Source organism: Sporosarcina sp. FSL W7-1349, assembly GCF_038003045.1.
Classification (GTDB): Bacteria; Bacillota; Bacilli; order Bacillales_A; family Planococcaceae; genus Sporosarcina.
The window spans coordinates 1438641-1465640 of the sequence record NZ_JBBOOK010000001.1; the positions used below are offsets into that span (position 1 = coordinate 1438641).

Genomic DNA, 27000 nt, shown 5'->3' on the forward strand with positions numbered 1-27000 from the left:
ATTTACTGTTCATCTTCTTTATAATCACACTTCGTACATTGAATCTGAACACCTTTTTTCAACCGTTTTTCAACAAGTGTGCTTTCGCATTTCGGGCAAGGACGGGCAATCGGCTTATCCCACGATACATAGTCACAGTCTGGATATCGGTCGCACCCATAAAAGACGCGCTTCGTTTTTCCCTTCCGTTCCACGACCTGCCCTTCTTTACAAGTTGGACAAGTGACGCCGATCGGTTTCATGATCGTCTTCGTATTCCGGCAATCCGGGAAGTTGGAGCAAGCCATGAACTTACCGTAACGACCCAATTTGTATACCATCGGCGAGCCGCAATTCTCACAATCTTCACCAGCCGGCTCATCTTTGATTTCGATTTTTTCCATTTCAGCATCCGCAACTTGCACATGCTTTTCAAAATCCCGGTAGAAATCATCGATGACTTGCACCCATTTGATATTGCCTTCCTCGACATTATCGAGCCCTTTTTCCATTTGCGCTGTAAACTCGACATCTATTATATCACGAAAGTATTCATTCATCGCTTGATGGACGATTTCCCCAAGTTCAGTCGGGACGAATCGCTTAGCATCCAATGTGACATAGCCGCGTTTCTGGATCGTGTCCAAGGTTGGCGCATAGGTGGAAGGACGGCCGATTCCGAGCTCTTCCAGCGTCTTGACGAGACGCGCCTCGGAATATCGTGGAGGCGGCTGTGTGAAATGCTGTTTCGGATCGATCTTATTATACTTGATCTGCTCCCCTTCTTCCAAGGGAGGCAGGATCCGGTCCTTCTCTTCCGCCTGATCGTCATCGCCTTCCACATACACTTTCATGAATCCGTGGAATTTCACTTGCGAGCCGTTCGCACGGAACCGGACATCCCCATTGACCAAGTCGACTGACACCGTATCTAGGACCGCTGGAGCCATCTGACTCGCGACAAACCGCTCCCAGATTAGCTTGTAAAGCCGCAATTGGTCCCGTGAGAGCACTGCCTTCAATTCCGATGGTGTCCGCAAGGCGGATGTCGGACGGACCGCTTCGTGGGCGTCCTGCGTGTTTCCTGACTCTTTTTTGACAGCGGGAGCTGATTTCGTTACATACTCATTGCCATACGTTTTCTCAATGAAGGACTTCACTTCTTCTTTCGCCGTATCGGAAATCCGGGTTGAATCGGTACGCATGTACGTGATCAAACCGACATTCCCTTCTTTGCCAAGATTGATGCCCTCGTATAGCTGCTGGGCAAGCATCATTGTCTTCCTCGCCCGGAAATTCAATTTCCTTGCCGCTTCCTGCTGCAAAGAGGATGTCGTGAACGGAAGCGCAGGATTCCGTTTCCGTTCTTTCTTGACGACATTCTGTATCGTGAATGAATCTCCCTCGAGGCTTTTCAAAATCTCATCGACTTGCTCTTTGTTCGTCAGCTTCACTTTTTTCTTGGCATCGCCATAAAACGCCGCTTCAAATTCTTTCTTATTCTTTTCAAACAAACCGGTGATGCTCCAGTATTCTTCCGGGACAAAGTTCTTGATTTCATTTTCCCGATCAATAATGAGACGGAGCGCGACGGATTGAACTCTTCCCGCCGATAATCCCTTCTTCACTTTCTTCCATAATATCGGACTGATGTTATACCCGACGAGCCGGTCCAATATTCTACGTGCCTGTTGGGCATCCACCAAGTCCATATCGATCGGCCGCGGGTTTTTGAAAGATTCCTTGATGGCATCTTTCGTGATTTCGTTGAACACGACTCTGCAATCCGACTTGGTATCAACGCCAAGTTGATGGGCTAAATGCCATGCAATTGCTTCCCCTTCCCTGTCGGGGTCAGCCGCGAGAAAGATTTTTTTCGCTTTTTTCGCATCTTTTTTTAATTCTTGCAGGATAGGTCCCTTCCCGCGGATCGTAATATATTTTGGTTCATAATTATTTTCTGTATCGATTCCCATTTGACTGCGTGGGAGATCCCGCAAGTGCCCGAGCGATGCCCGCACTTTATATTTTTTCCCGAGATAACGCTCGATCGTTTTTGCCTTTGCTGGTGATTCCACAATCACTAAGTAGTCTGCCATTACATCTGCCTCCTTATAGAGGTTCTCTTTATTTAGTTGGTACGTGATATAGAAGGTTTTTACAAGTCCGGGATCATAGGATGCGGCTATTCAGATCGTCCCGGTTATGTTCCTCTTTTTGATTTAGGGCTCAAAAGAATATCTGTTGCAAAATGTATACTAGATTGTTGAGAAATGCAAGGTTTTAATAAGGAGGCGATCTGTTTAGCGATCAGAAATGAGCGATCCGACGACTTGAAAACCGTTCCAAAGCGGTTGCGCACCTTCGTGTAATAATTTATTCGGCCCCAAGGAAAATGCGGATGTAATCGGCCCGGGCACGGCGAAAACATCTTTTCCATGGTCGAGAGCATGCAGGACAGTACTCATCGTTCCGCTTTTTTCTGTCGATTCTGTGACAATGATGGCTTCGGAAATTCCGCTGATAATCCGATTCCGCATCGGAAATGTCCATTTGGCTGGTCGGACATAGGGCGGATACTCGGTGATCAATAATTGTTCTTCGCCCATCCTCTTGGCCAATTTCTCATTTTCTTTAGGATACAAATGGAATAAACCATGTCCCAAAACGGCGATGGTACGGCCTCCGTATGACAATGCCGCTTCATGGGCCATGGCGTCTGCTCCTTTAGCCAAGCCCGAAACGACAACCATCCCGTGCTCCACAAGCGGGGGCACGATAAGGGAAAGCGCTTCCAATGAGTAGGTTGTCGCTTTCCGGGAGCCGATAATCGCTATCTTATGCGATTTTCCTAAAAAAGTCCAATCGCCTTTCGTATACAGGACGGCAGGCGGGTCAATTAAGTTGTGTAATGAATCAGGGTAATATGGGTGTGTGAACGGTATGGGGATGATCTTTTCCCGTTCGTAGAGCTGTACAAAGGGGATGGTCTTTTGTTGCTGCAGCTTTTCGTGCAAGCGGTCCGCTTTTGAGAATGGGATGTTCAACAAATCGGCCAACTGACCCGATCGGTACGCATACAATTTTTCGAGTGTGGGATCGTTCTCGAAAAGATTTTCCAATCTGTTCAATGGGACGGGATAGACGTAATGGAGCGCTAGCAGACGTCTTTCCTGTTCAGTCAAGTCCATGGAAACCCTCCTATTCAGCTATTCCTTTACACCACGGCAGTCCGGCATGGGAATGAGACTGGCGTGCCATATGCCAAGTATAAAAAGATGCAGCGCATTGGATGCGCTGCATCTTCATCTTAATGTGTTTTACACTTTTCGTACAGGCCTTTTTCTTTAATTACTTTGATCAACGTCTCGCCGATGACAGATGGCGTGTCCGCAGTTTCAACGCCAGCAGCATTAAGTGCTTTGATTTTCTCAGCAGCTGTTCCTTTTCCACCGGAAATAATTGCACCTGCGTGACCCATACGTTTACCTTCTGGAGCCGTTTGTCCGCCGATGAAGCCGACAACTGGTTTTTTCATGTTTGCAGCGATCCATTCAGCAGCTTCTTCTTCTGCAGTACCGCCGATTTCACCGATCATGACGACTGCATATGTCTCAGGATCTTCATTGAATTCTTTCAAGACGTCGATGAAGTTTGTTCCGTTTACCGGGTCTCCGCCGATACCAACAGCTGTCGTTTGACCGATGCCGGCTTGTGACAGTTGGTGAACTGCTTCATACGTCAAAGTTCCAGAACGAGATACAACGCCTACATGCCCTTTTGTATGAATGTATCCAGGCATGATACCGATTTTACATTCGTCCGCTGTGATGACACCTGGGCAGTTCGGTCCGACTAGACGTGTTTTCTTACCTTCCATGTAACGCTTCACTTTGACCATGTCAAGAACAGGGATATGCTCTGTAATACAGATTGTCATATCAAGCTCTGCGTCAACAGCTTCCATGATTGCGTCTGCTGCGAATGGAGCTGGTACATAAATGACCGAAACGTTTGCGCCTGTCGCTTTTACCGCTTCTTCAACTGTGTTGAATACAGGTACGCCTGCAGCTTCTGTGCCACCTTTACCAGGTGTTACACCGCCGACGATTTTTGTTCCGTACTCCAGCATTTGTTCCGTATGGAAAAGTGCTGTAGAGCCTGTGATTCCTTGTACGATAACTTTTGTATCTTTGTTAATATAAATACTCATCGTTTGTCCCTGCCTTTCTTAGCCTACGAGTTCAACAATTTTTTGAGCACCGTCCGCCATAGAATCGGCAGCGATGATATTCAATCCGGATTCGTTCAATAGCTGTTTACCTTTGTCGACGTTTGTCCCTTCCAGACGAACGACTAGAGGTACTTGAAGACCGACTTCTTTCGCAGCTGCGATAACACCTTCTGCGATGACGTCACATTTCATGATACCACCGAAAATGTTAACGAAGATTCCTTTGACCGCTTCGTCAGAGAGGATAATTTTGAATGCTTCTGTAACTTTTTCAGCAGTCGCGCCGCCCCCAACATCAAGGAAGTTGGCCGGTGATCCGCCGTAGTAGTTGATCGTATCCATAGTCGCCATCGCAAGACCTGCGCCGTTAACCATGCAGCCGATATTTCCATCAAGGGAAATATAGCTAAGATCATACTTCGAAGCTTCAATTTCCTTCGGATCTTCTTCGTCATAGTCACGAAGTTCCAAAATATCTTTGTGTCGGTACAATGCGTTTGCATCAAAGTTGAACTTTGCGTCAAGAGCAAGTACATTATCATCGCCTGTTACAACAAGTGGGTTGATTTCAACGATGGAAGCATCTTTTTCCGCGAATACTTGGTACAGGCCAAGCATGAATTTCGCAGCTTTGTTTACGAGGTGACTTGGAATATTCATGTTGAAAGCCATACGACGTGCTTGGAAGCCTGTCAGACCAACAACCGGATCGATCACTTCTTTGAAGATTTTTTCAGGAGTCGCTTCTGCAACTTCCTCGATGTCCATTCCGCCTTCTTCTGAGCCCATAAGTGTTACACGGTCAGTTGCACGGTCAAGGACAAGTCCAAGGTAGTACTCTTTCTTAATGTCAGAACCTTCTTCGATCAGAAGACGTTTGACTTCTTTACCTTCCGGGCCTGTTTGGTGAGTGACCAATGTTTTACCGAGCAATTCCTTTGCGTACGCACGCACTTCGTCAAGAGATTTTGCAATCTTGACTCCGCCCGCTTTTCCTCGTCCACCTGCGTGGATCTGTGCTTTAACAACGATGACGTCCGTACCGAGTTCCTTCGCTGCTTTTACCGCTTCTTCCGGTGAAAAAGCAACAAGGCCGTTTGAAACCGCTACACCATATTCTCTAAGTAGCTGTTTACCTTGATATTCATGGATATTCATCTTAAATCCTCCCATCGAACTACTATCTCATAATTTACTGCCTTATCTATTGTAGTAAACATGTCAAATAATGTCCACAATTGAATGCTGAATGTAGAGGTTTGGCGAAAAATGTTCACAACTTTTACTTCTTTTCCCCTCTGGGGTCCTTCTTGCTCAACCCGTGTTCCCTGTCGATATGATAGATATAGGCGAACACTTCGGAGACCGCCAAATACAGTTCTTCCGGGATGGATTGATCCAATTGCAGCTGCCCTAAAATCTCTACCAAACTCGGATCCTCTTGAATCGGCACGTTATGTTCTTTTGCCTTCTCCAAAATAGTTTCGGCGATTTTCCCTTTCCCTTTCGCGACCACTTTTGGCGCATCCCCGGTATTCGGATCATAGGAAAGGGCCACCGCCTCCTTTCGGACATGGCGTTCGTCATTCATATGCGGAAGTCAACTCCTTGGCCATCCGTTTGGATCGGGCTTGCTTTTTTGGCCTCCGGCTTCACTTCTTCAGCAAAAGGCTTGAAGAATACGCCGGATAATGTATAGCCCGCTTCTGAAAGCCCATTCTTCAACCTGGTCTGCAGCGGTGCCCCGATCGCTCTCAAGCCGTCCTCGTCATTGAAAACCGTAACGGACACGACGCGGTTCTGAACCTGCATATCGATAACCGTCTTCTCAATCGATTCCAAATCGAGGTAGAATAAAATCCTGGCATAATCCGGATCGATTTTCCCATCCTCTTTCATTCTGCCGGACCATTGCAAAGTCGAATCGATTTTCCTGCCGAATAGTTCAAGCGGCACCTGCATGACAAGCTGGTGCTGAATCCCCGTCTCGCCCGATTGGATCAACGGACCATTCATGCGCATGACAATCGCTTCCGCCGTCTCACGAAGTACTGGAGACATCGAAGAGTCCCTCATTAATGCGATCAATTGAGGTTTTAAAGATTCCGCCAGCCGCGCGATGTCCGGCTCTTTCGACAGCAATTCGGCTTCGTACTGGAGGCCGAACGACCGGATGATACTCTGAATTGCATCTTTCATAGCTTTTCCGTCAATCGCATTAGCTATCGATGCCTCCGCATTTTGTACCATTTTTTGGATTGTCGGGTTGTCGGAACGCTCCGCAAGCCGGATGACGGATTCGAGGCGTTCCGTCCCTTGGAGCACCGTCACTGGTGAAAATGGTTCTGTGATCGCCTGCTGCGCAGAGATACGGTAAATGGCTTGGCTTAGTTGTTGGACGAAATTGGCCGTATTCCCGGGGGACGGTTGAGCCTGGGCTACTCGATCGATGATAGCGGTCAACTCGTTCCTCTGTGACCCGGTCAAACTATTTTCATTGGCTAGAAGCGCCTTTGCCCCTTCGAACTGGATGGCCGCTTGATCGGGAGGTGATGCGGCCACTTGCCTCAATAGTCCAACGAGTTGCTGTAAGACCGATGTTGTTGCTTGTCCTAGTGCAGCGGGTTGGTTTGGCGCCGGGGCGACGTTCGCTTTCGGGCTTTCCGTTGGGGCTGCCTGGACAGGAGTAGCTTTCGATTCCGCTGCCGTAGTCAGTGGGACGGCTGATGGCGTCTGGGACGTTTCCCGATTCTGAGCCGTTGCTTGCGATGCCTGGGAGGCGCCCGCTAGTGTAGGTAATGGGCGCTCCGACCCTCCCTCTGTCAATAAAGAGGTGAGCACTTGCTGAATGTTCGCCAAGGAGGTGCGGGCAGGCAGAATATCTGCATTTTTCAATAACTGGAGGACATTGAATTTTGTTTCTGCCGTCTCTCCCGGATTGAGCAAAGTAAGGATGGCTTGCCCGAGGATAGCCCCTCCCGTCGCTTGTCCGAACGGCTGCGTTATTCTTCCTAACGACGCCAGGATGGCCTCTTTTACCTGCGGAGAGATGGCCTGTTCCGCGGAAAGTGCAGTGCTGAATGACTGGAACAATGTTTGTAGACCTTCCTTCGCTTGGACCCCAAATACCGAACGGAAATGAGCATCCGTAAGCGGCAACTTCACATCAATCAGCTTTTGGATGGTCGCCAACGCCTCAGGCAATTGGGCGCGAGGAACCAGTTTCATCAACTGCTCAGCAGCCAATAATTGCTCCCGGGTCATCGGCAATTTCTGTTTCATAGCAAAAGCGACGAGGGATTGCATTTCTGCGGTCTTCGGCAACTGCATCGCCTCCAACAAGCTGCCCAGCTGGCGCCCTTGTCCTTCCGTGCCTTGGAGAGGGCCTGAAATGATTTTCAGCTGCAGTTCAGGCTTCACTGCACTCACTTGGAAATAATAGGCGTCACCCGCCTTCATCGGCACTTCCAGCTTGGCAACAAGTTTGTGGGACCCGATTTGCACTTCTGCCATTTGCCCTGGGAATAATTGCTTCACTTGCCCATGGAATAATTGCCCCTCATTTAGAGTAAGCGGCCTGTTTTGACTGATGCCCGTTGCTGATTGGCTGGTCAATGGCGTCATGATCGGATAATCCAATTTCCTGCCCCCTCTCTCCCAGCATCGTCTTGATCGGTTCGAAAGTTGTCCGGTGGTGGCTGCACGGACCGTGCAACCGCAGCGCATTCAAATGTTCACTCGTCCCATAGCCGGCGTTCTTTGCGAATTGGTAAGCGGGATATTGTTCATGTAGCTCTTCCATCAACGCATCCCTTGTCGTTTTTGCCAAAATGGATGCGGCGGCAATTGCTAAACTTTGCGCATCCCCTTTAATGATTGACTCGGTACGGCAAGCCACGGATAAGGTCATAGCATCGGCGAGTACGATATCCGGCTGAATCGGCAAGGCGTTCACCGCTTGTTCCATCGAATCCCGGGTTGCCGCGTAAATATTTATTTCATCGATTTTTTCTACCGATTGGACGTGGACTGAATAGGCGACAGCCGTTTCGCGGATTTTCCGTGCAAGCCGTTCCCTCTCCTCTTTCGGGATTGCTTTGGAATCGTCCAGTCCGATCAATTCAGGTGTTTCCTTAGGCAATATGACGACTGCGCTGACGACAGGGCCTGCGAGCGGCCCCCTTCCCGCTTCATCTACACCGGCAATCAATGCACCTTCAAACGGGGCATATGCCAAATCGAAGGCACATTTCTTATCAAATTCCTCCCGAATCTTCTTTTTTTTCTCATATTGGCGATTCCAACGGTTCAAGGCGGCTTTCACCCCTGCACGTGAATCGGCACGGAGCTCTTCCATCCACTCTTTAGGTTCCTCCGCAGCCTGCAGCTGTTCCACAATTTCTCTTACGGTGCTCATTGCCAATCCCCTTTCCATCTGCCGTTCCTCTTTACTCTATTATATCGGCACTCTCTACGTTATTTCGACCGGAACGGCGAAAAAGGCCGTTTGCCCGGGTCGGCAACGGCCTTTGTATTTTATTTAGTTCCGATAAAGTCGAAGGTCAACTTACCGAGCTGTTCATTTCGAATATCGCGGACGATCAACTCGGCGACTTTGTCATAATCGATTTCACCGCCGGCTGCGTACACTTTCCGGAGTTCCCCGATTTGTTCAAAGACGGCTAGGATGTCCTCTCCGACGGTTGACAAGCCGTATCGCTCGGCCAATCGATTCGGGTAGCGCGCCTCAAGGAAACGGAGCCCATACACTGCCAAATCTTCCATATTGACGATGGAGTCCTTGATGGCCCCGGTCAGCGCCAGTTTGTATCCGACTTCCTGATCCTCGAACTTCGGCCATAGGATGCCGGGTGTATCCAGCAATTCCAATTCCTTGCCGAATTTGATCCATTGTTGGGCTTTGGTCACCCCCGGCTTATCGCCGGTCTTGGCTATGTTCTTCCTGGCCAACCGATTGATCAGCGTCGATTTGCCGACATTCGGGATGCCGACGATCATTGCGCGGATAGCGCCTGGGCGAATCCCACGCTTCCGCATCCGTTCCAACTTCGGTGCGATGACCTCTTTTGCCGCCTTTGTGACGGTTTGTAGCCCTTTTCCTTCGAATGAATTGATGGCTACCGCACGGATGCCTTGCTCTTCAAAATGGCGGATCCAGCGGGCCGTCTCCGCCTCATCCGCAAGGTCCATCTTGTTCAAGATAAGCAATCGCGGTTTTTGGTGAATCACTTCATCGATCATCGGGTTTCGGGAAGATAGCGGAAGCCGGGCATCGATCAATTCAAATACGATGTCCACCAACTTCAATTGTTCGGTCACTTCCCGGCGAGCTTTCGCCATATGACCTGGAAACCACTGGATTGTCACAATTTTTGCCTCCTTATTTCACCGCGCCAAAATCACTGATCGGCCAGAAGACAAATTTGGTGCTGCCGATAATTTCATCGATCGCCACGGCCCCGATATGACGGGAGTCCTTGCTTCTTCTTCGGTTATCCCCCATGACAAAGACATGGCCCTCCGGTACGGTCGTGCTTTGGATTTTCTCTTCCAGTGTGAAATCTTCCGTCAATGGAGGATTGGGCACTTCTGATTTGTTTTGTTCCAAATATGGTTCCTCGTACGGTTCCCCGTTAATATAGAGGACATCATCCCGATACTCCACCGTATCGCCAGGCAGGCCGATCACCCGCTTGATATAGTCTTTCTGTTCCGGCGCGTGGAATACGACGATGTCAAACCGGTCCGGCTCTCCGATTGTATAACCGATTTTATTGACAATCATTCGATCGCCGTCCTCCAATGTCGGCATCATCGATTCCCCGTCCACTACGATTGGGGTGAAGAGGAAAATTCGGATGATGGCCGCCAAACCGAACGCGATCAGTAATGCTTTCATCCATTCCCATGTTTCATTCTTCTTCTTTTTCTCTTGGTTTTCATTCATAGCCAAAGCCTCCCGCATCCTTCTACACCTATTGTACAATCTATTCTTTTCCGAGGCAAAAAGAAAGGGAGCCGAATATCCGGCTCCCGAATTCTTATGTTTGCTATTAGCGGATTTCTTTGATACGTGCAGCTTTTCCGCGCAGACTGCGAAGGTAGTACAATTTCGCACGGCGTACTTTACCACGGCGTGTCACTTCAAGTTTTGCGATTTTCGGCGTGTGTACAGGGAATGTACGTTCCACACCTACACCGTTGGAGATTTTACGGACTGTGAACGTTTCACTAATTCCGCCTCCACGACGCTTGATGACGACACCTTCGAAAATTTGGATACGCTCACGCGTTCCCTCTACGATTTTCACGTGCAAGCGGACTGTGTCTCCCGCACGGAATGTCGGATGATCAGTACGAAGCTGATCTTTTGTGATTTCTGCAATAAGACTTTGCATGATTTTCTCTCCTTCTCCACAGATGCTCTTGCATCTCTTGCCTTTGCAGCGGAACATCAGTCAGTATGCACTTCGCATAGAAGTACATAGTAGATAATACCATACAGGGCAAGGGCGCGCAAGGTTCTCTGTTCATTTTTTTTCATCTTTTAGTTGTTCCAACAATTTACGTTGATGATCGGTCAGCGGCGCATTTTCCAGAAGATCCGGCCGGCGCTGGAACGTCCGGATCAGCGACTGCGCTTCCCGCCATTTGTCGATTTCGGCATGATTGCCCGACAGCAGGACTTCCGGCACTTCCATGCCATTGAAATTGGCAGGCCTTGTATATTGCGGATGTTCTAGCAATCCCGTTGAGAAGGAATCGAGAACCGGTGATTCCGAATTTCCAAGCACATTCGGTAAAAGACGGACGACGCTGTCGATGATCGCCATTGCCGCAATTTCTCCGCCAGTCAGAACGAAATCCCCGAGCGAAATCTCATCCGTGATTAGATGTTGGCGAATCCGCTCGTCATAGCCTTCATAATGGCCGCAGAGAAGGATCAGATGATCTTCGGCAGAGAGTTCTTCCGCCTTCTTCTGAGTGAAGCGCTCGCCTTGCGGACACATGAGGATGACCCGCGGCGCCTTATCAAGTCCTGCTGTGAGCGCGTCCACTGCGCCGAAAAGAGGCTCGGGCTTCAATACCATCCCCGCACCGCCGCCGTAAGGATAATCATCCACTTTGCGATGCTTGTCTGTGGAGTAATCGCGGAAATCCGTCACCGAAAACGACACCGCATCGTTCGCTTGCGCCTTTTTTAGGATCGACGAGTGCAGCACGCCTTCAAACATTTCCGGAAACAGCGACAACACATCGATTTTCATCAAGACAACAATCCTTCCATCGGTTCGATGACGATTCTCTTCTCATCGACATCGACTTCCTTGACGACTTCCTCGATATACGGGATATAATGCGGCTTGCCTTGTGCAGGAGTGACCGTCCAGACGTCGTTCGCTCCGGTTTCCAAAATCTCGGTCACTGTCCCGATTTCCATCCCTTCCATCGTAAAGACGGTGCAACCGATCACTTCATGGTAATAAAATTCCCCTTCTTCCAGGTCGCCGAGCTGCTCATCAGACACTTTCAATATGCCGTCCCGGTATTTCTCCACGTCGTTAATGTTCGGGTGGTTCTCGAACGTCAGCAGGTCGAAGTTCTTGTGTTGGCGATGGCTTGCGACGACGAGAGGTATTGGGGTTTTACTACCCGGCATGAAGAGCGCCAGCTGACTGCCGGGCGCATAGCGTTCCTCCGGAAAATCGGTACGGGAGATAACGCGGACTTCCCCTCGGATGCCATGAGTGTTGACGATTTTTCCTACATTGAAATAGTTCATCTTATACACCATCCTCTGATAATGTGGAGGCTGTTGGACAAAAAAGGAAGGAACATAGGCTCCTCCCTTTTTCATATCCAGACATATGATGTTGCGGTCAATCGATAATATCGACAAAAACCTTTTTACCGTGGTGACTGCTCGCCGCTGAATAAACAATTGTACGTATCGCTTTCGCCACACGTCCCTGCTTTCCGATCACTTTCCCCATGTCTTCCGGATTCACGGAAAGTTTATAGATGATGCGGGCATCCTGCTCATCCATTATGACTTGGACATCTCCGGGATAATCGACTAACGGTTTGACGATTGTTTCAATCAGCTGCTCCATGTACACCCCTCCTGATTATTTGCCGTATTTTGCGTTATGGAATTTTTCCATAATGCCTTGGTCAGAAAACAGGTTACGTACTGTATCAGAAGGTTTCGCACCATTCTGTAGCCATTTCAAAGCCAACTCTTCGTTGATTTTGACTTCAGCCGGTTTTGTCAATGGGTTGTAAGTTCCCACTGTTTCGATTTGACGGCCGTCACGTGGTGAACGTGAGTCCGCAACAACAATACGATAGAAAGGAGATTTCTTTGCTCCCATACGTTTTAGACGAATTTTAACTGACATTTTTTCTTGCACCTCCGATTAGTTTCACACAAGATAGTATATTATCAAGGTTTCCGATGTTTGTAAAGTGTTTTTTCTTAACAGCTGAAATTTTGTCAAATGAAATTAATATCTACATGCAGTGTACAGGGTTACTAACCGTTGATTTCCGTTCCAAATTTCGTTTGCGACGAAAGCGCAGCGACAGGAGCAGGCGGACGCTTTCCGGGGGGCGGGCGGTGAGCCTCCTCGCTCGCTTCGCTCCCTGCGGGGTCTCACCTGTCCTGCTAATCCCCCAGGAGTCGCCGCCTTTCACTCCAATCAACTAAGTTTTTTTCTTCACACATAGAAATAGCCGGTTCCTCCCACATCGGTGTCTTACTTAAAAAACGAATCAAACCCCGGCATCCGCATTTTCTTTTTGCCTTTTTGCTGCATGTTGGTCATTTGTTTGACCATTTTTTTCATTTCGTCGAATTGCTTCAGGAGCCGGTTGACTTCCTGGATAGATGTTCCGGAGCCTTTGGCGATCCGTTTCTTACGGCTGGCGTTGATGATTTCCGGAGTGGTCCGTTCCGGGATTGTCATGGAGCGGATGACCGCTTCGACGCGTCCCATCTGGCCTTCATCGACTTTGGCATTTTCCAGCCCTTTGATTTTATTGGCGCCGGGCATCATTTTCAGCAGTTCATCGAGCGGCCCCATCTTTTTGACTTGTTGAAGCTGGTCGAGGAAGTCGTCGAGTGTGAACGTCTGGGTGCGGAATTTCTGCTCCAGCTCTTTCGCCTTCTCTTCATCGACATTTTCCTGCGCTTTCTCGATCAGGGACATGACATCGCCCATGCCGAGGATCCGGGAAGCCATCCGCTCTGGATGGAATGCCTCCAACGCATCCATTTTCTCGCCCATTCCGACGAATTTAATCGGTTTCTGGGTGACGGAACGGATGGAGAGGGCCGCTCCGCCTCGCGTATCTCCGTCCAGCTTCGTCAGGACGACACCCGTGATGCCGATCGTTTCATTGAAACTTTGGGCGACATTGACTGCGTCTTGTCCAGTCATCGCATCGACGACGAGGAAGACTTCATCTGGATTGCTTAGTTCGCGGATATCCTTCAATTCCTGCATCAGTGCCTCATCGACATGGAGACGTCCCGCCGTATCGATGATGACGACGTCGTTATGTTCCTTTTCCGCTTCTTCCAATGCCTGGCGGACGATTTCGACCGGCGATACATCGGTTCCGAGTGCGAATACCGGCATAGTCAGCTGTTTTCCGAGAGTTTCCAACTGCTGGATAGCAGCCGGCCGGTAGACATCTGCCGCGACGAGGAGCGGTTTTTTGTTATGGCGTTTACGCAAAATGGTTGCCAATTTACCAGTCGTCGTCGTTTTACCCGCACCTTGCAGACCAACCATCATAATGACCGTTGGTGATTTCCGTGAAAATTGGATGGGATTCTGTTCCCCCCCCATCAGGCTGGTCAGTTCATCTTTAACGATTTTTACAACTTGTTGACCGGGTGTCAGGCTTTTCATGACATCCTGGCCGACAGCCCGCTCACTGACCGTTTTGACAAATTCTTTTACTACTTTCAAGTTGACGTCCGCTTCAATCAATGCAAATCGGACTTCCCGCATCATCTCTTTGACGTCAGCTTCGCTAATTTTCCCCTTGCCCGTTATCTTTTGAAGCGTCCCTTGCAGGCGCTGGGCTAATCCTTCAAATGCCATGCAGGCGGCCTCCTACTCATGTTCTTTTAACGCACTCACCAGTTTTCGGATGGCATGCGTGCGATCATCCTCGCCATCGAGCAGCAGTTCGATCTGTTCAACGATGTCCACCCGTTTCTGGAATTTGGCAAATAAATTCAATTTCGTTTCATAATCTTCAAGCATCGCTTCGGTCCGCCGTACATTATCATAGACGGCTTGGCGCGACACTCCAAATTCCTCGGCAATCTCACCGAGTGAAAGATCATCCAAATAATATAATTCCATATAATGTCTCTGTTTTTCTGTCAACAATGATTGATAGAAATCGAAGAGAAAGTTAATGCGTGTCATTTTTTCAAGCACCATCGGCCATGCCTCCCGCTTCTTCACCTGTCATCATAGTATGACAATGAAACACTGTCAAGGAAATTTACTTGTCCTCTTCTTCGGGCTCCGCTTCCAATCCTTCAGCAAAAAGGCCGTAGACGTACTTCTCCGGGTCGAATGGCTGCAGATCGTCGACACCTTCGCCCAAACCGACGAACTTGACCGGGATATTCAGCTTGCTGCGGATGGCAAGGACGATTCCGCCTTTTGCCGTCCCATCCAACTTCGTCAAGACGATGCCCGTCACATCGGTCGCCTCCTTAAAGGTTTCCGCTTGGATGAGCGCGTTTTGCCCGGTCGTTGCATCAAGCGCAAGGAGCACTTCATGCGGCGCCCCTTCCACTTCCTTGCCTATGACGCGATGAACTTTTTCCAACTCATTCATCAAGTTGACCTTGTTTTGCAAACGGCCCGCGGTATCGCAGATGAGGACATCGACATTCCGTTTCTTTGCCGCCCGGATAGCATCATACATGACAGCTGCCGGATCGGACCCTTCAGATTGTCGGATCACTTCTACGCCGGCCCGCTCCCCCCAGACAACGAGCTGATCGATGGCGCCCGCTCGGAACGTGTCACCCGCCGCCAACATGACCGTTTTCTCCTCTGCCATGAGACGTGCCGCCAGTTTTCCGATGGTCGTTGTTTTCCCGACGCCGTTGACTCCGACCATCAATACGACCGTCAAGCCATCTTCCTGGATGTTCAGGCTATTGTCCAGTTCTTCGCCCGCTTTGTAGATTTCGACCAATTTCTCAGAAATGACAGATTGGATGCCGGATGTATCTTTGATATTTTTCCGTTTCACTTCCAATTTCAATTCGTCGATCAATTCCATGACCGTTTCAAAACCGACGTCCGCTTGCAAGAGCAGTTCTTCCAGCTCTTCAAAAAATTCCTCGTCCACTTCCCGGAAACGGGCGACGAGATCATTCACTTTGGAAGTGAACTGATTGCGTGTTTTGGATAAACCATCTTTGAACTTTTCCGTTACCGCTTCATTGGTCCCTGTTATTTTCTCTTTCAGTTTTCTAAAAAAAGACATTGTCGATCGACTCCTTTACATAATAGCCCCTTCCGGCACTTCTGAAAGTTTGACGGAGATGAGACGGGACACGCCCGATTCCTGCATCGTCACACCGTATAATACGTCCGCGCCTTCCATCGTCCCTTTCCGGTGCGTGATGACGATGAACTGCGTTTTTTCCGAGAATTTTTTCAAATACTTACTATAACGGATGACGTTCGCTTCGTCGAGCGCCGCTTCCACTTCATCCAAAATGCAGAATGGAACAGGACGGACTTCGATGATTGAGAATAGCAATGCGATGGCAGTCAATGCCCGTTCGCCGCCGGATAACAAACTGAGATTCTGCAATTTCTTTCCGGGCGGCCGGGCCATAATATCGACTCCCGTTTCAAGCAGATCGTCGGGATCCGTCAAGAGCAAGTCCGCCTCACCACCGCCGAACATTTCACGGAATACATGGCGGAACCTTTGCCGGACTGCAGAAAAGGTTGTGGAGAAACGGGTCTTCATCTCCCGATCCATTTCGGACATCGCTTCTTGCAAGGTACTTTTCGCTTCGAGCAGATCGTTGCGCTGCTCGCTTAGGAAACGGTGGCGTTCCGTCACTTCCTCGAATTCTGGGATAGCGCCTTGATTGACAGGACCCAATGCTTCCAATTCACTTTTCAGCATTTCGACCCTTTCCCGCGCTTTCTGTTCATCGAAATCTGCAGTGAAATCGGCTTCGGGATACAGTCCATAATCGTCCAAGAGTCGCTGGGTGACCCCTTCGTACTTCACTTCGAGGCGGGATAGGGCCACGTTAATTGTGTTCAACACGGAAACTGCTTGTCCGGCCTTGTCGCGCAATTGCCGTAGCTCTGTCCCCTTCTCTTCAAGTTGCCGGGATAGCAACACCCTCGATTCCCTTTTCTGAATCAATTCCTGCTCGACGGTGGATTTTTCCTGCACCGCTCCTTCAATCCGCTCTTGTATTTCATCTGCTGTCAATTCGCCGCCTTCATCCGACCCATGGAAAAACTGCAATTCTTCCTGCAGTCGCGAAACTTTTTCCGCTAACTGCTTTGCCGATTCCTCCATTGCCCCGATGGAAGCCTGCTGGTATGTTTTCTGTTCCCGGAGCACGGCCGATCGTTCCCGCAAACTGCTCTGTTTGGCGATAAGCGCCGATTCTTCATTGCGCCGGTCAGCCGCGAGCCGTTCCAATGTCTGGACTTCAGATTGGATGGACTCCAGCTCTTCTTTTACATGAAGATGCTTGTTCTGCAATTCTTTTTTCTGTCCCATCAGCTCCGAACCGGAATGTTCTGCCCCTTGTCTACCTCTTTCCGTGACGGCTATTTCCTGTTCGATCGATTTGATGGTGATGTCCACCTCGCGGATTCCCGATTGGGCAGCGGTCAATCCGACTTGGTGTTTTTCCATTTCCCCTCGCAACCGTCCGGTCTCTTGCATCCACTTCGCGACATCCATCTTCGTGTCGCCCAGTTTCCGATTGGCGGTTTTCAAGGATTCTTCCATGCGGTGCAATTGCTTTTTCAACGTCTCCAATTCAGCCTTGCGAGTGAATACGGAGGCTTGGCCTTTGACGCCCCCTCCTGTGAGGGACCCGCCAGCATTGACGATATCCCCGTCAATTGTCACGACGCGGAACCGATAATTCATCAATTTCGCAATCGCCGACGCTCCGGTGAGTGTTTGGGCGACCAGGGTATTCCCGAGAAGGTTTTCCGTGACCCCTCGATACGCCTCATTTGTTTGGACAAGCTGATCTGCCGTGGCGATAAATTCCGGATGCTGTTTCACTGCATGGAGACTGGTCGCTGGAATCGTCCGCGGCTTCATGACATCCCTCGGAAGGAATGTGGCCCTCCCTGCATTTTTTGATTTCAAGTAACCGATCGCTTTTCGCGCCTCGGCTTCCGTCGTCGTCACCAAATGTTGGAGCGCTCCGCCCAATGCTGTTTCCACCGCTTTCACAAATTCAGGATCGACGGAAATCAATTCGGCGACCGCTCCGTCAATACCGGAAAGCTTACCAGCCCGTTTCGCCAAAAGCACTTCTTTGACTCCCGAATAAAAACCCGAGAAATCCGCCTCCATGCTTTCCAATGCACGGACCCGCCCACTCATTTCATGTTGACGGTTGAGCGCTTTCTGCATCATCTCCTGCTGGGAGGCAAGTTCCTTTTCGGCGATGTGAAGGGCTTCAAGGGCTTGTTGATACGCCGCTTCTTCGGCCTCATATTGCTGTTTCAGACGGGAAAGGGAGGCCGCTTTCGCTTTTCGCTCCTCCTTCAATTCTCGTAGTTTATCACGTAAAAGAGCCGTCTGTTGCAATATCCGTTCAGAGGAGGTCCGCTCTCCTTCCAAGCGTTCCTCGAGATGCTTTAAGTCATTGCGCAGCGTGGCTTCTTCATTCAGGCGTTCGATATAGAGCGATTTCAGCTCCTCGATTTCCGCCTCCGTCTCTTTCGCCGAGCGCTGCAATACTTGGGAAATGGCATCCAATTCACCCGCGATGCTGGCATACTCCTGTTCCGTCTGTTCCAGTTGCTCGAGCGACGGACCGATTTTCCCGGTAAGCGCCCCTTGTTCGGCCATCGCGCTCTCCAGCTCCGTCTGCAACCGTAGAATCTGCTGTTCCGCGTTGCGCTTTTTTTCAAGGGAAAGGAGACGACGGCCTTCCCATTTTTCAGCTTCGGCACTGACCGTAACGAGCTTTTTTTGCAGCTTTTCCATTTCTTCGTCCACTTGGGCCAGTTGCGCATTGAAAACCGTGCTTTGTTGTTCCATTTGACGAACATCGTTTTCATACCGATTTTTTTCCTGTTGTAACCGTTCGGCTTCACGAGAAGTTTGAAGGATCTCCTCCCGCAGTTTGCCTGTATCTCGGTTGAGCAGACGAACGTCCAACTCCCGGATTTCTTCCGATAGGACATTATACGTTTTGGCGGCTTGCGCGCTTTTTTCCAACGGGCCGATCCGAGTATCAAGTTCCTTCAAGATATCCAGGACCCGATCCAAATTATCCTCGGTTTCAAACAGCTTATGTTCAGCTTTCCGTTTCCTTGTCCGATATTTCAAGACACCGGCCGCCTCATCAAAAATGGTCCGGCGTTCTTCGGGCCGACTATTCAAGATTTCATCGATCCGGCCTTGGGAGATGATGGAGAATGCTTCTTTTCCCAAGCCGGAATCCATAAAGACATCGGTGATATCTTTCAACCGGCATTGTTGGCCATTCAGGAGATAAGCGCTCTCCCCCGAGCGGAACACGCGGCGGCTGACGCTAATTTCCGTGTAATCAAGTGGAAATCGATTTTGGCTATTATCCAATACCAAAGTCACTTCTGCAAAATTCAACGGTTTTCTGGAATCACTGCCGGCAAAGATGACGTCTTCCATTTTCGAGCCGCGCAGCGATTTCGCCGACTGTTCGCCAAGGACCCAGCGGATGGCGTCCGTTATATTGCTTTTTCCACTGCCATTCGGACCGACGACCGCCGTGACACCGGGGACAAAGTCGATGCCGATCCGATCTGCAAACGATTTGAAGCCGATGATTTCCAGTCTTTTAAGAAACACGCTCAGTTCTCCCCTTCGACTTTTCGGCTTTCCAGTTTTCCGATGGCATGTCGGGCCGCTTCCTGCTCGGCTTCCTTTTTAGATTTTCCAATGCCGGTCCCCATCTCCTCATCCCCGAGGCGCACGACTGTGACAAACTTTTTCGCATGTGCTGGACCCTTCTCTTCGATGATTTCATAATGAAGAGACCCGTTATTCGTCTGCTGGACGATTTCCTGCAGGCGGCTTTTATAATCCATCATATGCGAAAAAGCACCGACGCTAATTTTCGGAAAAACAATCTTCTCTAAAAAAGAAGTGACAGCTTCTAAACCTTGATCCAGATAAAGAGCCCCGACGAATGCTTCAAAAACGTCCGCCAACAATGCAGGGCGCATACGACCTCCTGTCTGCTCTTCCCCTTTTCCTAAAAGGATATATCGCCCGAATCCGAGTTCATTTGAAAATTTCTCCAGGGACGGTTCGCAGACGATCGCAGCCCGGAGTTTCGTCAATTCCCCTTCGGACATAGTAGGTTCTGTAGCGTATAAAAAGCGAGAGACGCCGAGCTCCAGGACTGCATCCCCTAAAAATTCCAATCGTTCATTATCGGTATAATTCCGTTTCCGGTGTTCATTGACATAAGAGGAGTGGGTAAACGCGTTATACAAGAGAGCACGGTCGGAAAAGTGGATATCCAACTCCGCCTCCAGCTCCTCGAATTTGTGTCGGATGGCTGCAGGCAACGTGCCATTCGTTGATCTTTGCTGATGTCGTCTATTGGTCATTACGATTCTGCCTTTCTTCACTAAGTTAATCTACTTCTGATTTTACTCCTTTGTTCCGGTTAGTGCAAAAGCGAAAAGAGACGCTTCCGATCCTTTCATTGAATGAAAGGATGAAAGAGTCTCCGCCGGTTTCACCCGTTAATTTACTTTAGCTTCGATATACGTTACGGCATCGCCGACTGTTCCGATTTTCTCGGCATCGTCATCGGAAATTTCCATATCGAACTCATCTTCCAATTCCATAACAAGTTCCACGACGTCCAAAGAGTCCGCCCCAAGATCTTCACGGAAAGAAGCTTCTGGTTTCACTTCGCTCTCATCGACACCAAGACGGTCGACGACAACTTTCGTTACACGTTCAAGTACTGACAAATCTGTCACCTCCTCTCAAGAAAAGCGCAGGGCGCCGCTTAGCCAATCGAGCAGCGAAGGGCTCGATTTGCCGTATTTCTGCGTGCCTTTTGCAGAAATTAAGGCACCTTCACGATATTCCGCATGTGGAGCGAAGCCCGGAGCTAGACATTAGAAAAGCACAGGATGCCTGCCTATCTCCTTACATCACCATACCGCCATCAACATGGATAGTCTGACCCGTAATATAAGCTGCATCATCGGATAGCAAGAATAGGACCGAGCGTGCCACGTCTTGCGGGCTGCCGAGTTTTCCGAGCGGGATGACCGATAGCATTTGCTCTTTCACTTCGTCCGTCAGCACTTCGGTCATATCTGTCGTAATGAAGCCCGGTGCGACTGCATTGACGTTGATATTCCGCGAAGCTAATTCTTTGGCGGCCGTTTTCGTAAAGCCGATGACCCCCGCTTTGGCAGCGACGTAATTCGCTTGTCCAGGATTGCCCGACACCCCGACAATCGATGCCACATTGACAATCTTCCCTGCCCGCTGTTTCATCATTTGGCGCGTGACCCCTTTAGTGCAGAGGAACACGCCTTTCATATTAATATTGATGACGTCATCCCATTCATCTTCCTTCATCCGCATGAGAAGGTTGTCCTTAGTGATACCCGCATTGTTGACTAGGATATCAATGGAGCCGAATGTTTTCAATGTTTCATCGACCATATTTTTGACACTATCGGCATCGGATACATCCGCCTGAATGGCAAACGCTTCGCCTCCCGCTTCTTGAATCAACCCGACAACCTCATCGGCTTTCTCTTTGCTGCCGCTATAATTGACCGCTACCCGGGCCCCTTCTTTCCCTAACAGAAGAGCAATTTCCCGCCCAATCCCACGGGATGCGCCCGTGACGATCGCCGCTTTCCCTTCAAACCTAGCCATTCACGACCACCCTTTCGCCGCTTCCACAACGGCTTGCACTGTTTCTTCATCATACGCTGATAAAACCGTAGCACTTCTATCAATCTTCTTAATCAGCCCGCTCAACACTTTCCCCGGACCGCATTCAACGAAATGAGTTACGCCTAGTTCCAGCAGCGTCCGGACCGAATCTTCCCATAAGACGGGGGAATACAGCTGCTCGACAAGCAAGCCTTTGATTGTATCCTCGTCTTGGACAGGTGAAGCATTGACATTAGCGATGACCGGAATTTTTGCATCGGACATGTCCACTTCAGCTAGCGCAGCGCCCAGTTTGGAAGCTGCCGGCTCCATGAGAGAAGAATGGAAGGGACCGCTCACATCGAGAGGGATCGCCCGCTTCGCTCCTGCCTCCTTCAATTGGACGCATGCTTTCGCCACGCCCTCCTTGGAACCTGAAATGACAATTTGCCCCGGACAGTTCATATTCGCCGGCTGGACCGGATTTCCTTCCGCTGTGATTGCATCCGTCACTTCTTTCAACTTTTGGCCATCCAGTCCCAGGATGGCAGCCATTGCGCCTTCCCCCGCCGGAACCGCTTCATTCATATATAAACCGCGTTTATGGACCAATGAAACCCCGTCTTCAAAGGAGAGGACCCCCGAAGCGACCAATGCAGTATATTCACCGAGGCTATGCCCCGCCGTATAATCGGGCGCTACGCCTTCCTCCATCAAGCGTGATGCAATCATCGAACCAACCGTCAGAAGCGCCGGCTGCGCGTGATAGGTCAACGTGAGCTCTTCCTGGGGACCTTCCAGAATCAATTGGCCCAGTCCGAATCCGAGGACTTGATCGGCCTGTTCCAAATACCGCTTACTCTTTTCGTTTGTTTCAGCCAACTCTTTTCCCATGCCGACCGACTGCGAGCCTTGTCCTGGGAACACAAATGCCACTTTCGTCATTCCGTCTCCGCCTTTCCGATTGTCTCGCGGATTGTCCCGCTGACATCATATTGTACCATCGTCCTTGCTTGGCGAACCGCGTTCAAAATGGCGTTCGCGTTGGAGGAACCATGCGCTTTGATGACCGGCGATTGCAAACCGAACAGCCCGGCGCCGCCGTACTCTGTATAATCCAATTTCCCTTTCAGCCCGCCCAATTCGTTTTTGACGAGGGCTGCCGATAATTTCGTTTTCATGGAAGCGGTATATACTTCCTTCAACATCGAGAAGAATCCGAGAGCGGTTCCTTCGATCGTTTTCAAGACCATATTCCCCGTGAAACCATCCGTTACGACAACATCCGCGGCGCCGGTCAATAAATCCCGGGCCTCCACATTTCCGATGAAGTGGATCGGCGCATCCGACAAAAGCTCATACGCCCCTTTTGTCAACTCGTTCCCTTTTCCCTCTTCGGTCCCGATATTCAACAAGCCGACACGGGGCTTTTTAACGCCGCGCACCTTTTCTGCGTAGATGCTTCCCATGATGGCAAATTGTTTTAAATGAACCGGCTTCGAATCGGCGTTGGCACCGACATCAAGCAGGAGGAACCCTTGTCCGTCGACTGTCGGCAAAGTCGGGGCAAGCGCAGGGCGTTCAATCCCTTCCATCCGCCCGACGAGGAATAACCCCGCGGCTACGAGCGCACCTGTATTGCCCGCAGAAACACCCACATCCGCTGCGCCGTCATGAACCGCTTGCGCCATTCTTACCATAGAGGCGTCTTTCTTCCTGCGGATGGCGCGGACCGGTTCGTCATCCGGCTCAATTTTCTCGCTGCAATGAATGATTTTCAACCGCTCATTTTGTTGCACATGTGGGGCGATTGCCGCCTCATCACCATAAATATGTATTTGAATGTCATGAAATGCGTCCAGGCTTTTCAGAGCTCCCGCAACGATTTCAGCGGGGGCATTATCTCCGCCCATTCCATCAACTGCTATGATCATGTCGATTCCTCCTACTTCCCGTCCCGCGTTCGATACATGTAAAATTGCCCGGTGAAGACGGTCTCCTCACCAACCGTCGAGACGACCTCAACCAAAGTCCGCTTTTTCTCCGGACTTTCCTCCTTCACTTCGGCACGAGCCACGACCCGGTCTCCCGCTTTGACGGGTTTTATGAAATTCAATGTGGATTTCGCGGTCAATGCCAGGTCTTCATCCAGCACGGCCACCGCGAGGGAATTCGCCTGGGCAAATAAATGATGTCCCCGTGCTATCCCATTTCTTTGGAATACATGATCGTTAGTCACGTCAAAAATGGACAAAGCCCTCTTATCCAGTTCGATATCGACGATGTCTCCGATGATTTCATCAGAATGAAGGGACTTCACTTCCCCTTGCATCGTCCGGGATGCGACGGTTTTCAACCGTTCCCGAAGTTCCGGAATCCCAAGTTCAAGCCGGTCCAACCGGATAGTTTGAACACTTACAGAAAAATGATCGGACAGCTCCTCATCAGTCATAAAAGGATTTTCTTCAAGCAACTCTCCAAGACGGCGTTGTCTCTCCTGCTTCGGTATTCTCAATAAATTCACCTTCCGGATTAGCACTTGGTACTAACACCAGTATATAAATATTACTATCGGATTGCAACCCTGGAAAAGAAAGAGTCAAAGAAAACCTGCCGATCCAGCAAGATCGACAGGTAATGAGTAGATTTTCAGTCAATCCGTTCCCCGTCCAATGCACCCGACTGTGCCAATTGCATTCGAAGATAAGCGTATTCTGCGTCTTTCCAGAATCGGGGTGACTCCAGCAGCCGTTCCGCATCCACTTTGGCCGTGTTCAAGACACGGTAATCGTGGACAAGGTCCGCCACCTTAAACTCCGGCATCCCGCTTTGCTTCTTGCCGAAGACATCCCCGGCACCACGGAGTTCCAAGTCTTTTTCCGCCAATAAAAACCCATCATTCGTTTCTGTCATCGTCTGCATCCGTTCCTTTCCCTCCTCCGTTTTCGGATCGGCCAGAAGGACACAATACGATTGCTCGGCACCGCGTCCGACACGGCCCCGCAACTGATGAAGTTGAGCAAGGCCGAAGCGCGTCGCGTCATAAATGAGCATGAACGTCGCATTCGGAACATTGACACCGACTTCGACAACTGTCGTGGAAACAAGTACATGAATCTGCCCCGTGCTGAACTCCCGCATGATGGCATCTTTTTCATCAGTCGGCAAGCGGCCGTGCATCAGACCGACTTGGAAGCGACCGGCAAAATGCTGAGACAGCTGGGCATGGACATCGACTGCGTTCTGCACATCCAATTTGTCGGACTCCTCGATCAGCGGGCAGATGACGTAAGCTTGGCGTCCCGCCCGCAGTTCCTGGTCCATTTTGCGCAAGACGGGTAACAGGGAATCCTCTTTCAGCCAATGGGTTTCGATTTTCTTCCGCCCTGCCGGCAGTTCATCTAAAATGGAAATATCCATCTCTCCGAAAGCAGTGATAGCAAGCGTCCGCGGAATCGGCGTCGCTGTCATGAACAGGACATCGGGGTTGATGCCTTTATCCCGCAAAACCCGCCGCTGTTCGACTCCGAAACGGTGCTGCTCATCCGTTATGACAAGGCCGAGACGATGGAATGTGACATCCGGCTGAATCAAAGCATGTGTGCCGATCAGCAAGTCGATTTCGCCCTTTTCCAGCTTCTCCAAAATTGTTCTTCTCGCTTTCCCCTTCGTCGAACCTGCCAGAAACGCAACCGTGACCCCATGCGGTTCCAGCCATTCGGCCAGGGAGACGGCATGCTGTTCGGCGAGAATTTCCGTAGGTGCCATTAACGCTCCCTGATATCCCGCCGTAATAACGGAAAAGAGTGCTATCGCCGCCACTACAGTTTTCCCAGATCCGACGTCCCCTTGCAACAGCCGATTCATCCGGATCGGGCTTTTCAGTTCGGCGCATAGTTCATTGACGACTCTTTTCTGGGCATTTGTCAGTTCAAACGGCAAGGTTTCGATGAACCGTTTCAACCGAGGCAAGTCGTATTCGATCACTTGCCCTTTTTCAGCCTCTTTCCTCGCCCTTTTCATGCCTTGCATTTTCAGTTGGAAGAGAAGCAGCTCTTCATAAGCAAAACGCCTTCTTGCCTGTTTGACATCCGCAGGGCTCGTCGGGAAATGAATCATTTCCAGCGCCTCTCCTATGCTTGGCAATTTGTATGCCTCCCGGATGTCGGCGGGCAAGGATTCTTCCATTTGTCCCGCCACCAGATCCAGCGCGGAACGCATGAAGCGGCGGAATGTCTTTTGCTGCATGACCGCTTTCAAACTATAGACCGGCTCGAAATCCGCCTGTTCGGTTTTCGGTCCGTCCTTGAAATTGCTGACATTGATCACTTGACGGCCACGGTCCCACTTGCCTGTGACGGTGACAATCATGCCCGGCGCCAGCCGGTCCTTCAAATAATGCTGATTGAAAAACACCGCTTTGATCAGATGACGTCCGGTAAGAAGCCGCAATTGCAAGCGGGAGCGCTTCTTGCCCAGATACATTACGGTCGGCTCACTCTCCACCCTTCCTTCAATCGTCACACGTTCGTTATGCGGGGTTTCAGATAAATCTTTCAGCCGGAAATCCTCGTGGCGATACGGAAAAGTCAAGACAAGATCTTCAATGGTCGAGATTCCGAGCGATTCGAATTGTTCGTTCGCAACTTTCCCGACCCCTTTCAAGTTGGAGATTGATTCATGGATGGACAGTGTCATGATGGCTTGTTTCATTCCCAAATATTTTTTCTTGCAGCGCTTTTCCGGTCGGAGTCGCCGCCAGACCGCCTTTTGCCGTTTCCCTCAGCGAAGACGGCAACGTTTGCCCGATCCGGTGCATCGCTTCGATCACTTCATCGGTCGGGATCCGGCTCACGATCCCGGCAAGTGCCATATCCGCTCCGACAAGCGCTTTTGCCGCTCCCATGGCATTCCGTTTGACGCATGGCACTTCCACTAGCCCGGCAACCGGGTCGCACACAAGGCCGAGCATGTTTTTCATGACGATGGAGAACGCATCCGCGCATTGCTGCGGTGTCCCTCCAGCCATTTCCACAATAGCTGCCGCCGCCATCGAAGCCGCGGATCCCGTCTCCGCCTGACAGCCCCCCGCCGCTCCCGAAATCGACGCATTGTTCGCGACGATAAAACCGAAAGCGCCTGACGTAAAGAGATAATTCAACATCTCTTGGCGTGTCGGATTCAATTTATGCTTTACCGCAAATAACGTACCGGGGACGATCCCCGCCGCACCGGCTGTCGGCGTAGCACAGATCAAACCCATCGCGGCATTCACTTCATTCGTCGCGACCGCTTTGCTGACCGCATCCAAAATCAAATCCCCGCTCAAGGATTTACCGGTTGCCATATAGTTCTGAAGGAGGACCGCATCTCCTCCGGTCAGACCAGATGGAGATTGGACACCTTGAAGACCGCGCTCCACAGCCTGTTCCATCACCGTCAAGTTTTGGTCCATCTGCGCGATGATGTCTTCCCGCGAGCGTTTCGTCATGAGTATTTCTTGTTCGATCATGATTTCTGATATTGGCTTATTTTGCGTCTCTGCGAGCGCTACGAGCTCTTTTACGGTTCCGAATAAAACCTCCATGCCGTCCCCC

Annotated in this window: 26 protein-coding genes; all 26 read right to left on the minus strand. The window is 50.2% G+C overall.

Features of this window, described 5'->3' with window-relative positions; translation table 11 throughout:
- Positions 1–2: 2 nt before the first annotated feature.
- Positions 3–2078, minus strand: coding sequence for a type I DNA topoisomerase (topA, locus tag MKY41_RS07190; RefSeq protein WP_340744387.1), 2076 nt, complete (start codon positions 2076–2078; stop codon positions 3–5).
- Between the two features lie 204 nt (positions 2079–2282).
- Positions 2283–3170, minus strand: coding sequence for a DNA-processing protein DprA (dprA, locus tag MKY41_RS07195; protein ID WP_340744388.1), 888 nt, complete (start codon positions 3168–3170; stop codon positions 2283–2285).
- Positions 3171–3289: 119 nt separating this feature from the next.
- Complete coding sequence (gene sucD / locus MKY41_RS07200; RefSeq protein WP_041074031.1) at positions 3290–4192, minus strand: succinate--CoA ligase subunit alpha; 903 nt, start codon at positions 4190–4192, stop codon at positions 3290–3292.
- An 18-nt stretch (positions 4193–4210) separates the two neighbouring features.
- Entirely contained in the window at positions 4211–5371 is a 1161-nt protein-coding gene (sucC, locus tag MKY41_RS07205) for an ADP-forming succinate--CoA ligase subunit beta (RefSeq protein WP_041074029.1), read from the minus strand.
- Positions 5372–5495: 124 nt separating this feature from the next.
- A complete protein-coding gene (locus tag MKY41_RS07210; protein WP_340744389.1) occupies positions 5496–5804 on the minus strand; it encodes an EscU/YscU/HrcU family type III secretion system export apparatus switch protein in 309 nt (102 codons plus the stop codon).
- Complete coding sequence (locus MKY41_RS07215; RefSeq protein WP_340744390.1) at positions 5801–7852, minus strand: hypothetical protein; 2052 nt, start codon at positions 7850–7852, stop codon at positions 5801–5803. Before MKY41_RS07215 ends, MKY41_RS07210 begins: the two co-directional genes overlap by 4 nt.
- On the minus strand, positions 7773–8630 hold the full coding sequence (locus MKY41_RS07220) for a ribonuclease HII (RefSeq protein WP_340744391.1): 858 nt from the start codon (positions 8628–8630) through the stop codon (positions 7773–7775). Before MKY41_RS07220 ends, MKY41_RS07215 begins: the two co-directional genes overlap by 80 nt.
- Positions 8631–8749: 119 nt before the next feature.
- Positions 8750–9601, minus strand: coding sequence for a ribosome biogenesis GTPase YlqF (gene ylqF / locus MKY41_RS07225; protein ID WP_340744392.1), 852 nt, complete (start codon positions 9599–9601; stop codon positions 8750–8752).
- Positions 9602–9614: 13 nt separating this feature from the next.
- Positions 9615–10181, minus strand: a complete 567-nt coding sequence (lepB, locus tag MKY41_RS07230; RefSeq protein ID WP_340744393.1) for a signal peptidase I — start codon at positions 10179–10181, stop codon at positions 9615–9617.
- Positions 10182–10287: 106 nt separating this feature from the next.
- Entirely contained in the window at positions 10288–10632 is a 345-nt protein-coding gene (gene rplS / locus MKY41_RS07235) for a 50S ribosomal protein L19 (RefSeq protein ID WP_041074021.1), read from the minus strand.
- 132 nt (positions 10633–10764) lie between these two features.
- The gene (gene trmD, locus MKY41_RS07240; protein WP_340744394.1) at positions 10765–11502 is read right to left on the minus strand and encodes a tRNA (guanosine(37)-N1)-methyltransferase TrmD; all 738 of its coding nucleotides are present in this window, start codon (positions 11500–11502) and stop codon (positions 10765–10767) included.
- Positions 11502–12017 (minus strand): ribosome maturation factor RimM, encoded by a 516-nt coding sequence (rimM, locus tag MKY41_RS07245; RefSeq protein WP_340744395.1) that lies wholly within the window; start codon positions 12015–12017, stop codon positions 11502–11504. The genes trmD and rimM overlap by 1 nt, the downstream gene beginning before the upstream one ends.
- 97 nt (positions 12018–12114) lie before the next feature.
- Positions 12115–12348, minus strand: coding sequence for a KH domain-containing protein (locus MKY41_RS07250; protein ID WP_340744396.1), 234 nt, complete (start codon positions 12346–12348; stop codon positions 12115–12117).
- A 15-nt stretch (positions 12349–12363) separates the two neighbouring features.
- Entirely contained in the window at positions 12364–12636 is a 273-nt protein-coding gene (gene rpsP / locus MKY41_RS07255) for a 30S ribosomal protein S16 (RefSeq protein ID WP_041074015.1), read from the minus strand.
- Between the two features lie 357 nt (positions 12637–12993).
- Positions 12994–14349, minus strand: a complete 1356-nt coding sequence (ffh, locus tag MKY41_RS07260; protein WP_340744397.1) for a signal recognition particle protein — start codon at positions 14347–14349, stop codon at positions 12994–12996.
- 12 nt (positions 14350–14361) lie between these two features.
- Complete coding sequence (locus tag MKY41_RS07265; RefSeq protein WP_340745653.1) at positions 14362–14694, minus strand: putative DNA-binding protein; 333 nt, start codon at positions 14692–14694, stop codon at positions 14362–14364.
- Positions 14695–14761: 67 nt separating this feature from the next.
- Positions 14762–15763, minus strand: coding sequence for a signal recognition particle-docking protein FtsY (gene ftsY / locus MKY41_RS07270; protein WP_340744398.1), 1002 nt, complete (start codon positions 15761–15763; stop codon positions 14762–14764).
- Positions 15764–15778: 15 nt separating this feature from the next.
- Positions 15779–19336, minus strand: coding sequence for a chromosome segregation protein SMC (gene smc / locus MKY41_RS07275; protein WP_340744399.1), 3558 nt, complete (start codon positions 19334–19336; stop codon positions 15779–15781).
- Between the two features lie 2 nt (positions 19337–19338).
- The gene (gene rnc, locus MKY41_RS07280) at positions 19339–20103 is read right to left on the minus strand and encodes a ribonuclease III (protein WP_340744400.1); all 765 of its coding nucleotides are present in this window, start codon (positions 20101–20103) and stop codon (positions 19339–19341) included.
- A 138-nt stretch (positions 20104–20241) separates the two neighbouring features.
- Entirely contained in the window at positions 20242–20475 is a 234-nt protein-coding gene (gene acpP, locus MKY41_RS07285; RefSeq protein ID WP_041074004.1) for an acyl carrier protein, read from the minus strand.
- A 181-nt stretch (positions 20476–20656) separates the two neighbouring features.
- A complete protein-coding gene (gene fabG, locus MKY41_RS07290; protein ID WP_340744401.1) occupies positions 20657–21403 on the minus strand; it encodes a 3-oxoacyl-[acyl-carrier-protein] reductase in 747 nt (248 codons plus the stop codon).
- Positions 21404–22348, minus strand: a complete 945-nt coding sequence (gene fabD / locus MKY41_RS07295) for an ACP S-malonyltransferase (protein ID WP_340744402.1) — start codon at positions 22346–22348, stop codon at positions 21404–21406.
- A complete protein-coding gene (gene plsX / locus MKY41_RS07300; protein ID WP_340744403.1) occupies positions 22345–23337 on the minus strand; it encodes a phosphate acyltransferase PlsX in 993 nt (330 codons plus the stop codon). Before plsX ends, fabD begins: the two co-directional genes overlap by 4 nt.
- 11 nt (positions 23338–23348) lie before the next feature.
- Positions 23349–23918 carry a transcription factor FapR gene (gene fapR, locus MKY41_RS07305; RefSeq protein ID WP_340744404.1) on the minus strand — a complete coding sequence of 190 codons (570 nt, stop codon included), beginning with the start codon at positions 23916–23918 and terminating at the stop codon, positions 23349–23351.
- Positions 23919–24052: 134 nt separating this feature from the next.
- Entirely contained in the window at positions 24053–26116 is a 2064-nt protein-coding gene (gene recG, locus MKY41_RS07310; protein WP_445683327.1) for an ATP-dependent DNA helicase RecG, read from the minus strand.
- Complete coding sequence (gene sdaAA / locus MKY41_RS07315; RefSeq protein ID WP_340744405.1) at positions 26082–26990, minus strand: L-serine ammonia-lyase, iron-sulfur-dependent, subunit alpha; 909 nt, start codon at positions 26988–26990, stop codon at positions 26082–26084. Before sdaAA ends, recG begins: the two co-directional genes overlap by 35 nt.
- Between the last annotated feature and the right edge of the window lie 10 nt (positions 26991–27000).

Bases quoted from the DNA above. Each gene is read 5' to 3' on its own strand.
- rimM (WP_340744395.1), bottom strand. From the start codon at position 12,017: ATGAACTATTTCAATGTAGGAAAAATCGTCAACACTCATGGCATCCGA.
- plsX (WP_340744403.1), bottom strand. From the start codon at position 23,337: ATGATCATAGCAGTTGATGGAATGGGCGGAGATAATGCCCCCGCTGAA.
- fabG (WP_340744401.1), bottom strand. From the start codon at position 21,403: ATGGCTAGGTTTGAAGGGAAAGCGGCGATCGTCACGGGCGCATCCCGT.
- MKY41_RS07220 (WP_340744391.1), bottom strand. From the start codon at position 8,630: ATGAGCACCGTAAGAGAAATTGTGGAACAGCTGCAGGCTGCGGAGGAA.
- rpsP (WP_041074015.1), bottom strand. From the start codon at position 12,636: ATGTCAGTTAAAATTCGTCTAAAACGTATGGGAGCAAAGAAATCTCCT.
- fabD (WP_340744402.1), bottom strand. From the start codon at position 22,348: ATGACGAAAGTGGCATTTGTGTTCCCAGGACAAGGCTCGCAGTCGGTC.
- sucC (WP_041074029.1), bottom strand. From the start codon at position 5,371: ATGAATATCCATGAATATCAAGGTAAACAGCTACTTAGAGAATATGGT.
- MKY41_RS07250 (WP_340744396.1), bottom strand. From the start codon at position 12,348: ATGGAGCAGCTGATTGAAACAATCGTCAAACCGTTAGTCGATTATCCC.
- ftsY (WP_340744398.1), bottom strand. From the start codon at position 15,763: ATGTCTTTTTTTAGAAAACTGAAAGAGAAAATAACAGGGACCAATGAA.
- dprA (WP_340744388.1), bottom strand. From the start codon at position 3,170: ATGGACTTGACTGAACAGGAAAGACGTCTGCTAGCGCTCCATTACGTC.
- recG (WP_445683327.1), bottom strand. From the start codon at position 26,116: ATGAAACAAGCCATCATGACACTGTCCATCCATGAATCAATCTCCAAC.
- rplS (WP_041074021.1), bottom strand. From the start codon at position 10,632: ATGCAAAGTCTTATTGCAGAAATCACAAAAGATCAGCTTCGTACTGAT.
- sucD (WP_041074031.1), bottom strand. From the start codon at position 4,192: ATGAGTATTTATATTAACAAAGATACAAAAGTTATCGTACAAGGAATC.
- MKY41_RS07210 (WP_340744389.1), bottom strand. From the start codon at position 5,804: ATGAATGACGAACGCCATGTCCGAAAGGAGGCGGTGGCCCTTTCCTAT.
- trmD (WP_340744394.1), bottom strand. From the start codon at position 11,502: ATGAAAATCGATGTGTTGTCGCTGTTTCCGGAAATGTTTGAAGGCGTG.
- ffh (WP_340744397.1), bottom strand. From the start codon at position 14,349: ATGGCATTTGAAGGATTAGCCCAGCGCCTGCAAGGGACGCTTCAAAAG.
- lepB (WP_340744393.1), bottom strand. From the start codon at position 10,181: ATGAATGAAAACCAAGAGAAAAAGAAGAAGAATGAAACATGGGAATGG.
- topA (WP_340744387.1), bottom strand. From the start codon at position 2,078: ATGGCAGACTACTTAGTGATTGTGGAATCACCAGCAAAGGCAAAAACG.
- rnc (WP_340744400.1), bottom strand. From the start codon at position 20,103: ATGACCAATAGACGACATCAGCAAAGATCAACGAATGGCACGTTGCCT.
- sdaAA (WP_340744405.1), bottom strand. From the start codon at position 26,990: ATGGAGGTTTTATTCGGAACCGTAAAAGAGCTCGTAGCGCTCGCAGAG.